The organism is Hymenobacter ginkgonis, assembly GCF_009755225.1.
Lineage (GTDB): Bacteria > Bacteroidota > Bacteroidia > Cytophagales > Hymenobacteraceae > Hymenobacter > Hymenobacter ginkgonis.
The window spans coordinates 22717-35873 of the sequence record NZ_WQKZ01000010.1 but is presented as its reverse complement, the minus strand read 5'-3'; the positions used below and the strand labels follow the sequence as shown (position 1 = coordinate 35873).

Here is a 13157-nt window from a genome sequence, read left to right as displayed (position 1 = left end):
ATTTTGTGGACGATTAAGCTGGTGGGCGAAGGTAGCCAAAGCTTGGGTTTGCGTGGTGGGGTAGCGGATTGAGGTTTGAAATGAGTAAATTTTTGCGCTTGTCGGCCGCCAATCATCTACCACTTTTCACCGGCAATTTTGCTTCAGGGAAGAGTTTGTGGGGAAATCCGCTAGGGCGCAGCGCAAGCCCCGCGCCCTACCCCTCAGGTTAACCGTCCACAAAATCCGTGAAATTCGCTAATATCCCCATCAACCCGTAGCCTTAGTGGCCGCTTACGCCGCCGCCGCTGCTGGTGTGCTTGGTGAGCTGCGGCGAGCCCTTGTAGCTGATGCTGCCGCCGCTGCTGGCCTGGGCCACGAGGTCTTCTTTCACGGCCACAATAATGGAGCTGCCGCTGCTGGCTTCGGCGCGGCAATGGTCGGTGAGCAGGTTGTCGGCATCGAAGGAGGCGCCGCTGCTGCTTTGGATGTCGAGGCTGGTGGCGCGGCCGCGCACGTCGGCGGTGCTGCCGCTGCTCTGGCGCACGGTGAGGGCGCGGGTGTCGAGGCCGGCCTTCACGGCCGCGCCCGACGACACATCGAGCCGAAACTCGGCGGCGTCAAAATCGCCCGAGGTGCGTACCGACGAGCCGCTGCTGGCCGTGAGGGCAGTGAGGTCGTCGGCCGTCACGGCCACGTGCAGGCGCTTGTTGGTGCGGTCGCGACTGAAGCGGTCGTCGGGGTTTTTATAGCGCAGCGTCAGCACGCCGTCGCTCACGCTGGTTTCGATGCGGTCGCGGTATTCAGGGGTAGCCGCGCTCACTTCCACCCGCTGGTTGTGGCCGGCAGTGAGGTCGAGCTCGATGCCCGTGCCCACGCTGATGGCGTGGAAAGTGGGCACTGTGCGCGTTTGGGCGCTTTGGGCGCAAGCAGGAGCCAAAGCGGCGAGCGAAAGCAGGGTGGGTAGCAGCAGGTTTTTCATGAGAAGAAAGAGAAAAAAGGAGCGTGAAAAGCGGGTCAAAATAGAAGTGAACTTGCCTGGGCTACCGGCCCACGTGGCGGTTCGTTACAACGCGGGCCGAAAAAAGCAAACTGCGGCAGTTAGCTCAGGCCAGCCTCAGAGTTGGGGCCCCGGCTGGCTGCCCGAGCGTGAATAATTGACGGTAAGTTAAAGCCAAGAGAACACGCACAAAAATAGTCCGACACGTAACCAACAGGGGCGAACCCAACACGCCATAAGTAGTCAGAAAACCACTGGCCAGCAGCGAGTTCAGCGCCCCAGCACTACGGTGAAGGCCAGCACTGCTGGCAGCAGCAAACAGGCCAGAAGTACCCAGAGGCGGCACCGCAGCTAGCAGCACCAGCGCCGCCCCTAGTTCCCAGGCCGAGGGGTAGGGCAAAAACTTGCTCAGGGCGTACACCTCGTCGTTGCCACCCAGGAAAACTGCCCCCAAAATGCGGGCAAAAGGCAGGTTAGCAAACACCAATGCAAAGCCCAATGACCGGCGCGCTAGGGGCAGGCGCGCATCGAGCAAAAAGTAGCCCCACCGCATGCCGGCGAACGTAAAAACAGGCCCCGCATAGGTGGCTACCAATTGTCGGTACTGGTGTTTTTCGCAGGCCGCGCACAGGCTCCAGACGTTGAAATCGCGGGTGCCCCGGCAGCCGCACATGGCCCTACCCAGGCCGGTGTGCACCAGCGCGTGCGCCTCGCCCAGCGCAAACAGGAGCGCCCCGAAAGCCAGAAGCGAATGCCAGGTAAGGGAAAGGCGCATAGCGAAAACGGAGGGGGTAGGAAGCCGCCAGCACTTTTGGGGCGAGCGGAAGCAAAAGTGCCCGCCGCGGCCCTAGTGGGCAAAAATATTATCCCAACCGCCCCGAACTTTACACCAACCTGCGCCCTACCCCCTCACTCCTCGCGCAGGGCCACCGCCGGCTGAATGCCCGCCGCCAGCCGGCTGGGGTAGAGGGCGCAGCCCGCCGCCAGCAGGTAGAGGCCCGCCGCGGCGATGGCCATCGCCGTGAGGTACACGCTGGCCTTGACGTTGAAGACGCCCAGCAGCGGAAACTGCGCCGCGATGAGCAGCCCCAGCACCAGCCCAAACGTAGTGAGCACCAGTATCTCGCCCAGCACCTGCCGGCTCACGGCGGCGGCGGTGGCGCCCAGCGCCCGGCGCACGCCCAGCTCGGCCCGCCGCTGGTTGATGTTGAGCCACAGCACGCCGAAAAGGCCCAGCATCACGTTCACTATCAAGAACAAACACACTACCCCCAAGATGACGGGTAGCGATAAATTAACCTTGAGCTGCGAGAGACGCTGCTCGTCCAGGGTGTTGATGGTGCCGCGCCAGCCGGCCCCGAGCGTGCGGATATCGTCGGTGATTTTCTTTTCCAGCACCGCGCCTGCCCCCGGCGCCACCCGCACCAGCAAGCCATTGAGCGCGTGCACGGTGTCTTGCGCGCTGGCGTATAAAAACACGCCCGGTACGGGCTCGTGCAGGGCGCCATCGGGGCGGTAAGGGCCGCTTACGCCCACCACGCGCCAGGTTTCGTGCCAGTCCTTGGGGCCTTGGATAGTTTGGCCCAGCGGCGACTGGCCGGGTGCAAACAGCGCGTCGCGCAGGTCGGTTGTAATCACGACGGGGCGGTAGTTGGCGGCTTCGTCGCGGCGGTCGAACCAGCGGCCCTCCTGCATGTGCAGGCCCAACAATTCGCGCAGTTCGGGGCCGGTATCGAGGTAGTTCACGGGCTCGACCACGCGCCGGTCGGGGCCCGTGCCGGTCGAGACGTCGCCGGTATTATTGGCATTGGCAAAGGGCGTGTTGCCGGCGTGGCGCGTCACGCACAGCACGCCCGGCGTGGCGCGCAAGTGCTGGCCGATGCGCTGCAAGGCTTCCGTGCGCGGCGCGCGGCCCGCCAGGCCGGGCGTGCTAATGTCGATGGCCCACACTTGCTGGTAGGCGAAGCCCAGCGGGGTACGGTAGTTGCCCCACAAACTCACGCCCAGGCTGCTCACGGCAAAGAGCACCACGAAGGCCAGTAGCACTTCCAGCATCAGCAAGCTGTTGGCGCGCTTGCGGTTCCACATCAGGGTAAATAAGTGGCGTATCATACGGCAAGGTCTCCTTTTAAGGCTTTTACAGCTTGTAACCGCGATAATTTGTAAGCCGGGTACGCACCCGACAGCACCCCAAAAACCAGCACTAACCCCAGCGCCATTGCAAACACCCGCCCGTTGAGGGCAAACTCGGAGTACGGAATGAAATGGCTGCTATTGAGCAGCGCCAGCACGCCCGCCGCCAGGGCCAGCCCCAGCACGCCGCCCAGCAGCGTTAGAAACACGTTTTCGAGCAAGAACTGGCCGGCCAGCCGCCCGGCCGTGGCTCCAAAAGCCTTACGCACCCCAATCTCGCCCGAGCGCTCCAGGGTGCGGCTCACGTTGATGTTGACCAGGTTGAGGGCGGGCAGCAGCATAAACAGCAGGGCTAGCCCCAGCAGCAGCTGCACGTAGGTGTTGCCGACGCCCGTGCGCGGCTCGTCGCCGCTGTGGCGCGCCGTGAGGTCGGCCAGCAGCGGCAGCGCGTACGATTCTATCCGGGAAAAAGTCTTGGGGTCGGGCACCGGCTGGCGGGCCATTAGCTGCTTGTACTCGGCCTGCACCCGGGGCACATCGGCCGGGCTGTGGGCCAAGATGATGGCTTGGTAAGGCCCTTGTAAATCCGACTTCAGCAGGTCGTCGGTGGTGGTGGTAATGGGCACCCACACGTCGGCGTAGGATTGCAGGCGCAGGATGGGCACGTCGCGCACTACCCCCACCACTTGGTAGCGCACGGCATCGACCTCGATGGTGCGGCCCACCGCATTGGCATCGGGGCCGAAGTAGCGCCGGCTAGTGGTGGCGTTGAGGACGGCCACGTGGGCCGCATCGCGCACTTCGCGCTGGTTGAAGGGTCGGCCGGCCACAAAGTCGAAGTCGAGCACCCGCCAAAACTCGGCGTCGGTGCGGCGCTGGTCGAGCTTGAGCGTTTGCTGGCCCGCGTAAGCCACGGCGGTGTTGGTGTTAGACTCGCTCACCGATACCAGCTCGGGCGTGCGCAGCTGGCGCACGCCTTGGTCTACAAAGCGGTAGCCCATGCTCCAGTTGTTTTGCCCACCGGCCTTGTAGCGCAGGCGCATGCGCGTGGCAAACAGCAGCCGGTCGGTGCGCAGCTCGGGCCGGTGCGGGCCCACGGTGTAATCCACAAACGAATACACCACTAGCAAAATCATCAGCGTGAAACTGATGCCAAATAGGCTGATGGCGGTGAAGAACTTGCGCCGCAGCAAGACCTTCCAGGCGATTTTTAAGTAGGAAAGAAGCATGATTTTTATAGTAAAAAGTCGTTTGTCATGCTGAGCTTGCCGAAGCATCTCTACCGCTTCTTTTACGCTGTTCAACGACGTGGTGGAGATGCTTCGACAAGCTCAGCATGACGTGCTTTTGGTGCGTTCCGGTAGGAGCTAGGCCACCTGGCGGCCGTCGAAAAACCGGATGAGTCGTTGCGTTTTCAGCGCCTGCTGCTCGTCGTGGGTCACCATCACGAGGGTCGTGCCCTGGTCGCGGTTCAGGCCCAGCAGCAGGTCCATTATTTCCTCGCCCATCACCGAGTCGAGGTTGCCGGTGGGCTCGTCGGCCAAAATAATTTCGGGGTCGCCGGCCAGGGCGCGGGCAATGGCTACGCGCTGCCGCTGCCCCCCCGAAAGCTGCGCCGGAAAGTGCCCCGTGCGCGCGTTGAGGCCCACTTTGTCGAGCGCGGCCAGCGCCCGGCGGCGGCGCTCGGTGTTGCCTACCCCCTTCCGGTAGAGCAAGGGCAGCTCCACATTGTCGAGCACCGAGAGGTCATTGATGAGGTGGTAGCTCTGGAAAACGAAGCCAATCTTGTGGTTACGCAGCCCCGCCAGCCCCTTGTCAGAATACGAGGCGACGGGCCGGCCGTCAATCTCGATGGTGCCGCCGCTGGGTTCGTCGAGCAAGCCCATGAGGCTGAGCAACGTCGATTTGCCGCAGCCGCTGGGCCCCATCACCGACACAAACTCGCCCCGGCCAATGCTGAGGTTGACCTGGCTGAGAGCCACGGTTTCGATGGTTTTGGTTTGGTAGATTTTTTCGATGTTGCGCAGCTGAATGACGGGCACTGCGGAGCTAGCGGCCTGGGAAAAGCTGCGCGGCTGCGCAGTGGGCGAAGGAGGGGTAGTTGCCATGGGAAGAGAAAGAAGTAAAAGTGAACTGGCTACTCGGCCGCTAGCGGCTGCTGGGTTTCAAAATCAAATAAAGTCAAGCCGCGCAGGCGGTAGTAGCCCACCCAGCCCGCCCGCAGCGCCAGGATGTAGCTGCGCCGCGCCAAGTCTTTGGCCGCCGAAGCCAGCGTGAGGTCGGTGAGGCTGAGCCGGCCGGCCTCGTAGGTAGCGCGGGTGATGGCGTAGCGGCGCTGGGCTAGGGTGTCGGCGCGAGCGGCCAGGCGCACCTGCCCAGCCAGCGCAGGCACCTGCCCAGCCTGGGTGAGCACCGTTTGCTCAAAGCTGCGCACCTCCTGGCTCACGGCGGCCTGGGTTTGGTCGCGGGCCAGCTCGGCAGTGCGCACGATGGCCCGGCGCTTGCCCCAGTCCAGCAGGGGTAGGGAAAAAGCCAGTGCCACTTGCTGCTGGTTTTGCAACGCGGTGTAGCTATCGAGCAGGTAGGGTGCCTGGTTCACGTAGCCGAGGTTGGCCGTGAGGGTGGCCAGCAGGCCAGTAGTGCCGCGGGCCTGGGCTACATCGCGGGCCGCTTGCAGCTGCCGCCGCTGGAAAGCCAGCGTGGCGGCGCGGTGCTGCTGGGCCTGGGCTAGTGCCTCGGCGGGCACCACAGCGAGGCGCGGGGCGGGGGCAGGCACGGCCAGCAAAGGGGCCTCGGTGCCGGCGTCGGGGGTAGGCAAGGCGCAGTAGGTGCGCAGGCTCACGGCGGCGGTTTCGGCGTCGAGGCGGGCTTGGGTTTGGGCCTGCTGGGCATCGAGCAGGTTGAGTTCGAGCTGCAACAAGTCACTTTGCGAGAGACGACCCAAGGCATATTTTTCGCGGCCCACGCGCAGCAGCTCGGCGGTGGCTTGGGCGTTTTGGCCGGCCACCGCGGCGTTCACCTGTTGCAACAGCACGTCGAAATACAGCTCCGTTACGCGCTGGGCAATGGCCTCACGGTCTTCGAGGTACTGGCGCTGGTTTTCTTGGTAAAGCAGCGGCTCGATGCGGCGGGCCCACTTCAGGCCGTTGAAATAGCCCAGCGGCTGCGTCAGGCCCAGGTTGAAGGGCTGGTTGTTGTAGCGCCGCTCTTCGCGGTTAAAATCATCGAAGCGCTGCACCTGCGAGCCCACCACCACTTGCGCGCCGGTGAGGCCGATGTTCTGGGTTAGCGTCAGGCCCAGGTTAGAATTATTGATGCGCACTGCCTGGAAGGCTGTGGTGCCATCGGGCTGCACCACCGGCGTGATGGCGCGGCTAAAATTGGGCACCGTGCCCGCCAGGGCCAGCTGCGGGCGGTAAGTGGCCTGGTAGGTGCGGTAGCTCCAGTAGCCGCCCTCACGCGCCGCACGCGCCTGGATGCCGGCCGCCGAAGTGGCCAAAGTTTGCTGAATAAGGGCGGGCAGGGTGAGGGTTTGGGCGGAGGCTTTTAGGGTGATTACTAGCAGAATGGCTAACCAACCTGACGTACCGCCCCACCCCCCTACCCCCTCCCCTGCGGGGGAAGGGAAGCCTGACGACCGCGAGGCGTTCAGCTTACAAACAAGGGGTTTTCTGGAAAAAAACACGGCTAACATTCGTTAAATGGTAGTCAATTGGCACATAAGCAGTCGTTGGGCTCCCCCCTTCCTCGCAGGGGCGGGGGTAGGGGGTGGGGCGGCACGGGTCAGGGCTATTCCACTCGCAGCTCGGGGGTATCCACGAAGGTTTTAGTGTCAGATACGATGATTTCCTCGCCCGCCCGCAAGCCGCTCAGCACCTGAACGTAGTCGGGGTTGCTGTCGCCGAGGCGCGCCAGGCGGCGCACTGCCCTACCCCCCGCCAGCACGAACACGGGCTGCTCCTGCCCACCCTGGTAGAAGGGGCCATTCTTGACGCGCAGCACGCCGCGGTGGGCACGCGTCACCACGAATACATCGGCCCGCAGGTTGGCGCGCAGGGCCGGGTGGTGGTCTTGCTGCAAGGTGGCGTAGAAGGTCACTACCCCCTTATCCACCGCTGGGCTGATGCTGGCCACGGTGCCCCGCAAATCGGTGCCGGGGCCGAGGCGCACGAGCACGGCATCGCCGGGGTGCAGCTGGTCGGCGTAGGCATCGGAGATGGTGGCGCGCACCCGAAAGCGGCTGAGGTCGGCCACGCGGGCCAGGGCATCACCGGCTTGCACGGTGCTACCCAAGTTGTCGTTTACCCACGTCAGCACGCCGGGCTGCTGGGTGCTGATGTCGGCCTGCCGCAGCTTGGTAGCCAGCTCGGCGATGCTGCGCTGCTGCATCGACACGGTGTAGCCGAGCTCGCGGCGGTCGGCGCGGCTGGCCAGGCGCTGGTTGGCCAGTTGGCGACGCAGGCGAGCGGCTTCCAGGCTGGCCACGTGCAGGTTTAGTTCGGCCTGGCGCACAGCTTCGGCGGTGCCACCCCCAATTTCGAGCAGGTGCTGCTCATCGCGCAGCGTCGATTGCAGGCTACTGACTTTCAGTGCCTGGGCCTGCTGCAAAGCCTCCAAATCGGTGAGGCTACGCTCGAGGGTTAGTTGCAGCTGCGAGTTTTTGTTTTGGTTCCGCAACTGCTCATCGCTCAGCTTGGCCAGCGACGAAGCCGCCAGCTCCTTATCCAGCTCCAAAATGGTTTGGCCCGGCTGCACCCGTGCGCCCACCGCCAGCGCCACCCGCCGAATGGTACTTTGGATGGGACTGGTAATGACTGCTTCGCGGCCCGGAATGATGGTGCCAGCCGCCGTGAGGGAAGCATCTACGTCACCGGTTTCGACCGGCGCCGTGAGCAAGTCCACGCGCTGTAGGCTGGGCTGCACTACGCGGCGCAGCCCAAAGCCCGCGGCCAGCAGCGCGGCCAGCACGCCGAAACCGAGGAGCCAGCGGCGCACTTGGCGGCGGCGTTGCGTAGTAGGAGAAATGACTCTGTCCATGGGTGGGCAGGAAAGCAAGTGGTTCTTACTACCTCAGCCAAGGCCCGTGCCATTCCAATAACTGCTTTTTTATCAGTCATTTACCATTAATACCACTTAGCACAGCAATGCAAAAAGCGTCCGCTAGTGGACAGGCCGCCCACTAGCGGACAGCCGGCCACTACGAAACAACCAAGTATTTCTACCTAGCATGTTTATGCGATTGTGCAGTAGCACTTTGCTGCCAGATATTTGCACTATCCTTTCTGGGCTATGAGCCAGTTTCCCGCTGAGTATCACCGCTGAGCTTATTGAGCATCGCGGGCCCAGCAGTACCCCTCCACTAGTAACGAAGCGCGGCCGACTAGTGGAGCCGCGGCCTCCACCGCAGCCCTACCCCCAGCAGGACGCCTGGCCAGCCAGCTTATTTCACCGATTGCCCCTGCTTATCTCCCATGAATAGCGAGCATTTTTACTTACTCTTTACCCAGTGCAGCTTTACTGCCCCGAAACGGCGCCGTAGTAGCGTGCCCGGCCGCCGAAACAGCGTGGCCGCTCAGCACCCGTCCCAGGGTGCGCCAGAGGATGCGCAGGTCGAGAGCCAGGCTTTGATTGGCCACGTACCAACTATCTAACGCAAATTTTTCTTCCCAGCTAAGGGCGTTGCGGCCGTTCACTTGGGCCCAACCCGTGAGGCCGGGCCGCACCCGGAACCGCACCCGCTGCGCCTCCGAATACAGCGGCAAATAGCTGTGAATAAACGGGCGCGGACCTACCAGGCTCAGTTCGCCCCGCAGCACGTTCCAGAGCTGCGGCAGCTCGTCGAGGCTGGTGCGGCGTAGCCATTCGCCCAAGGGCGTGAGGCGCTCGGCATCGGGTAGCAACGTACCAACCGCATTGGTGCGCTGGGTCATGGTCCGAAATTTAAGTACCTGAAACGGCTGCTCGCGGTAGCCCGTGCGCCACTGCCAAAACAGCACCGGCCGCAGCCCACCCAGCCAGGCAGCTACGGCCACGGCTAGCAGCAGCGGCGCCAGCAGCAGCAGGCCCGCCGCCGCCGCGCAGTAGTCAAACAGCCGTTTGCCCCAGCTATACATCGGCCGGGAGCCGGAAGCCACTTTTGAGCAAGAACCGGTCGTTGGTAGCCACTGCCCGAAAGGCGCGGCGGCCGTGCAGTACCTGGTCGTCCCACCAGGCCACGGCCTCGCCGGGCGCGAGTTGAATGGCTACTTCGGCATGCGTACCCGCTATATGGTCGAGTAAAAACTGCCGAAATTCCTGCGCCAGCGCGTGGTTTTCGGCGGTTTCGGCCGGGTCTACGCAGTGGTAGTTCCAGTTGAGGCGAAGGCCAGCCGGCGTTTGGGCAATGATGGGCAGCGTGCGCGCATCGTCGGCTTTGGCAAACCGAACGGGCCGGTTGAGCAGCCGGGCGGCCAGCCCTGGGGCGTGCTGCTGCACCTGTTGCCACAGCACGTCGGCATCCACAAAGGTGGTTTCGCCGCCGGCCGGGGCCTGCACCAAGCAGTGCATGAACATCACCTCGGCCGGGTCGCTGAGGTACGATTCGTCGGTGTGCAGCGGCTGCGCATTTTTGCTAAATCGGTACGCCGCATCATCCGGAATAGCCGCGTCGTAGCGCACTTCTATCCACTTCTGGCCGGTGCGCCTATTGCCCTGGGCAAAATTTTCATCGAGGTGCAAGCACTGGCCAGTTTCCTCCGTTAGCTGGTCGTAGTAGGCAGGCCATTCGGCGGTGGGGTAGGCGGCCGCGAGGCCCCGCAGGTGCACTACTTTTGCCGCGCCCAGGGCCGCGCGCAAAGCGGCCGCTACGTCGGCTACTGCTTGGCCAGGCAAGATGGAAAGCGTGGTGATAAAAGACATATCTTAACTTATATAAAGTAGGTATCCGCTAGCAAATGCGGGACCAGCTTCAGGCTAAAGTTCAAATTTACTACCCCCCGTGCTAACCTTCCCCAACGCCAAGCTCAACCTCGGCCTCCACATCATCGCCAAGCGGCCCGACGGCTACCACGAGTTAGAAACCTCCTTCGTGCCCCTGCCTTGGGCCGATGCCCTGGAAGTGCTGCCTACCCCCAATGCGGCGCCAGACACTACGCTGGCCCTCACGGGCCGCCCCGTGCCGGGTGCGCTGGCTACCAATCTCTGTCTCAAGGCCTACGCGCTTTTGAAGGCTGATTTCCCGGCGCTACCAGCCGCCCAGCTGCACCTGCACAAAGTGGTGCCCATTGGGGCGGGGCTGGGCGGCGGCTCGGCCGATGCGGCGTTTGCGTTGCGTAGCTTCAACGACATATTTGGCTTGCAGCTGGCGCCCGCGCAACTGGCGACCTATGCGCGCCGCTTGGGCGCCGACTGCGCTTTTTTCCTGGAAAATACGCCCGTGCTGGCCACTGGCAAGGGCGACGAATTTGAGCCCCTACCCCTCGATTTGCGCGGCACGCCCTACGTGGTGGTATGGCCCGGCGTAGGCATCAGCACGGCCGAAGCCTACCGCCGGGTGCGCCCACAGGCCCCGCAACATTCGCTGCGCCAGGTGCTGGCCGAGCCGCTGGCCACTTGGCGCGGCCGCGTAGTCAACGATTTTGAGGAAGCGCTGGCCCCCGCCTACCCCGTACTGGCCGAGGTAAAGCAGCAGCTTTACGCCGCCGGGGCAGCTTTTGCCAGCCTATCCGGCTCGGGCTCGGCCGTGTTTGGGTTGTGGGAGCGCGGCGCTACCCTACCCCCCCTAAGCTGGCCCAGCCCCTATGCCGTGTGGCAAGGGCTCCTCTAATCACAGATTAGCGCGATTTTCGTGGACGATTATCAATCGTTATAAAAGCAAAAAGGCTTGCCGTTTGGCAAGCCTTTTTTATTAATTGCGCCGGCCACAAAATCCGTGGAATCCGGGCTAATCCGTGGTCTAGAGTTGGCCTCTCTTGGCGGCTTTCTGCATCTTCTCGTTGGCGAAGATGGCTACTTCCACGCGGCGGTTGGCAGCTTTGCCAGCGGCAGTGGCGTTGTCGCCCACGGGCTGGGTCGAGCCGTAGCCCGTGGCCGTGATGCGGCTGGTATCTACACCTTTAGCAGTCAGCTCATTGGCTACGGCCTGGGCGCGGCGCTGGCTCAAGGGCTGGTTGATGGCGTCGGAACCCGACGAATCGGTGTGGCCGTCAATCGTGACGTTGGTGTCGGCGTACTTCTGGAGGGTAGTAGCCAGTTCGTCGATGTTGCCAGCGGCGGCCGGCGTCAGGCTAGAAGAGTTGCTGGCGAACAGAATGCCCGAAGCGAACGTGATTTTGATGCCCTCGCCAATGCGCTCTACTTTGGCCCCTTCGAGGTCGCGGCGCAGTTCGGCGGCCTGCTTATCCATTTTGCGGCCGATGAGCGCGCCACCCGCGCCGCCCACCACAGCGCCCAAAATGGCGCCCTTAGCTGTGCCCGACTTGCCGCCAATAACGCGACCCAGAATAGCGCCGCCGGCCGCGCCGCCCAAGCCACCAATAATACCGCCTTTCGCGGTTTTGCTCATGCCCGCAGGCTTGTCAGTAGTAACGGTGGTCGACTGGGCTTGGGCAAAATGACCCACTAGCAGCAGCAGCGACAGCAACGAAGTAAAGGAGAAACGAATAGCTTTCATGGAGGAATAAATTGAAAAAAAGAAACTGCCGGCTACCCCCCTGGGCAGCAATGAGCCGGCAAGTACGGCATAGTACAACCACCTTGCCAAACCCCGACGGGTAGGGCTCCTTTTTCTGGACCAACATTTTTGGCTCTTGGCTAGGCATAAAAAAGCCCGACTAAGGCCGGGCTTTTCTTCATTGAGCAATGCTGCCTAGCAAAAAGGCCAGAGCGCCTGCTATTTCTTGTTGCGGTAGTTATTGTAGCGAACTGGGTCTTTCTTTTTATCCTGGTTGCGGCCTACCAGGCCACCACCTACCACACCCGCGCCAGCGCCAATGAGGGCGCCTTTGCCGCCGCCTAGCAGGCCGCCTACTACGGCCCCACCGCCGCCGCCAATGGCGGCACCTTTAGCCTTGCGGCTCCAGCCCTTGGGCTTATCCTGGGCTTGGGCAACTGTGCTGCCTAATACAAAAAAGGTCAGCAGTAAAACGAATATTCTTGAGAAGATTTTCATGTCTAAAGAATGTACGGAAGAAAAGAGGAGCGGCAGAACCGCCAGTTGGTTTTTAACGCAGGGGTAGGCAGCGGGGTTACCGGTAAGCCCCCAAAAAAGCCCGAGGCGACAGGCGCCCCGGGCTCTCATAGCTAGCTAATTAGCTAGGGCTATAGCGTGCCAGCTTCGGCAGCTTTCTTCATTTTTTCGTTGGCGTAGATGGCTACCTCCACGCGGCGGTTGGCCTGCTTGCCTTCCACAGTCGAGTTGTCGGCCACGGGCTGGGTCGAGCCATAGCCTTTGGTGCTGATGCGGCTGGTGGCAACGCCTTGTGCAGTAAGGCTACTGGCCACCGACTGCGCGCGGTTTTCGCTCAGCGGCTGGTTAATAGCGTCGGTGCCGGTGTTGTCGGTGTGGCCTTCTACGAGCACGTTGGTGTCGGGGTATTTTTGGAGGGTAGCGGCCAGCTTCGAGATGTCGGACTGCGAGGTGGCGCGCAATGCGGCGCTGTTGGTGTCAAACAAAATGCCCGAGTCGAAGGTGATTTTGATGCCCTCCCCCACGCGCTCTACCTTGGCGTTGGCCATATCGCGCTGCAGTTCCTGCGCCTGCTTATCCATTTTGCGGCCGATGAGGGCACCCGCGCCGCCGCCCACGGCCGCACCCAGAATAGCGCCCGCAGCCGTGCCGCCCTTGCCGCCAATGAGGCGGCCCAGCACGGCGCCAGCTACGGCGCCACCGCCAGCACCCAGCAGGCCGCCTTTGGTCGTTTTATTCATGCCGTCTTTGCGCTGGCCGGTGCCGTTGTTGCTCGACAGGTCGGGCTGCGTGGTGGTTTGGCGCGATGAAGCGCACGAGCCCAGCAGCATCACAAAGGCCAGCAGCACAGCCAGAAAAGATTTGGAAGTAGTCATTTTA

Annotated in this window: 13 protein-coding genes; 1 reads left to right on the top strand and 12 read right to left on the bottom strand. The window is 62.8% G+C overall.

What is annotated here, in order from left to right; translation table 11 throughout:
• Positions 1-262: 262 nt before the first annotated feature.
• The 9 genes from GO988_RS22725 to GO988_RS22685 form a co-directional block, all read right to left on the bottom strand.
• Complete coding sequence (locus GO988_RS22725) at positions 263-961, bottom strand: head GIN domain-containing protein (RefSeq protein WP_157569914.1); 699 nt, start codon at positions 959-961, stop codon at positions 263-265.
• 124 nt (positions 962-1085) lie between these two features.
• Positions 1086-1754, bottom strand: a complete 669-nt coding sequence (locus GO988_RS22720; protein WP_157569912.1) for a hypothetical protein — start codon at positions 1752-1754, stop codon at positions 1086-1088.
• A 134-nt stretch (positions 1755-1888) separates the two neighbouring features.
• Complete coding sequence (locus GO988_RS22715) at positions 1889-3091, bottom strand: ABC transporter permease (protein WP_157569910.1); 1203 nt, start codon at positions 3089-3091, stop codon at positions 1889-1891.
• The gene (locus GO988_RS22710) at positions 3088-4341 is read right to left on the bottom strand and encodes an ABC transporter permease (protein WP_157569909.1); all 1254 of its coding nucleotides are present in this window, start codon (positions 4339-4341) and stop codon (positions 3088-3090) included. Before GO988_RS22710 ends, GO988_RS22715 begins: the two co-directional genes overlap by 4 nt.
• 138 nt (positions 4342-4479) lie before the next feature.
• Positions 4480-5220, bottom strand: coding sequence for an ABC transporter ATP-binding protein (locus GO988_RS22705; RefSeq protein ID WP_157569907.1), 741 nt, complete (start codon positions 5218-5220; stop codon positions 4480-4482).
• Between the two features lie 29 nt (positions 5221-5249).
• The gene (locus tag GO988_RS22700; RefSeq protein ID WP_198173012.1) at positions 5250-6611 is read right to left on the bottom strand and encodes a TolC family protein; all 1362 of its coding nucleotides are present in this window, start codon (positions 6609-6611) and stop codon (positions 5250-5252) included.
• 290 nt (positions 6612-6901) lie between these two features.
• Positions 6902-8149 carry an efflux RND transporter periplasmic adaptor subunit gene (locus GO988_RS22695; protein ID WP_157569903.1) on the bottom strand — a complete coding sequence of 416 codons (1248 nt, stop codon included), beginning with the start codon at positions 8147-8149 and terminating at the stop codon, positions 6902-6904.
• A 455-nt stretch (positions 8150-8604) separates the two neighbouring features.
• Complete coding sequence (locus GO988_RS22690; protein WP_317164958.1) at positions 8605-9246, bottom strand: sugar transferase; 642 nt, start codon at positions 9244-9246, stop codon at positions 8605-8607.
• Positions 9218-10009, bottom strand: coding sequence for a TauD/TfdA family dioxygenase (locus tag GO988_RS22685; protein ID WP_157569901.1), 792 nt, complete (start codon positions 10007-10009; stop codon positions 9218-9220). The genes GO988_RS22690 and GO988_RS22685 overlap by 29 nt, the downstream gene beginning before the upstream one ends.
• A gap of 79 nt (positions 10010-10088) precedes the next feature.
• Here GO988_RS22685 and ispE point away from each other — a divergent pair, with 79 nt between their 5' ends.
• The gene (ispE, locus tag GO988_RS22680; protein WP_317164957.1) at positions 10089-10916 is read left to right on the top strand and encodes a 4-(cytidine 5'-diphospho)-2-C-methyl-D-erythritol kinase; all 828 of its coding nucleotides are present in this window, start codon (positions 10089-10091) and stop codon (positions 10914-10916) included.
• A 129-nt stretch (positions 10917-11045) separates the two neighbouring features.
• Here ispE and GO988_RS22675 read toward each other — a convergent pair whose 3' ends face one another.
• The 3 genes from GO988_RS22675 to GO988_RS22665 form a co-directional block, all read right to left on the bottom strand.
• On the bottom strand, positions 11046-11762 hold the full coding sequence (locus GO988_RS22675) for an OmpA family protein (RefSeq protein WP_157569899.1): 717 nt from the start codon (positions 11760-11762) through the stop codon (positions 11046-11048).
• A gap of 219 nt (positions 11763-11981) precedes the next feature.
• Positions 11982-12260 (bottom strand): YMGG-like glycine zipper-containing protein, encoded by a 279-nt coding sequence (locus tag GO988_RS22670; RefSeq protein WP_157569897.1) that lies wholly within the window; start codon positions 12258-12260, stop codon positions 11982-11984.
• A 149-nt stretch (positions 12261-12409) separates the two neighbouring features.
• Positions 12410-13153 carry an OmpA family protein gene (locus GO988_RS22665; RefSeq protein ID WP_232341677.1) on the bottom strand — a complete coding sequence of 248 codons (744 nt, stop codon included), beginning with the start codon at positions 13151-13153 and terminating at the stop codon, positions 12410-12412.
• Positions 13154-13157: the final 4 nt, after the last annotated feature.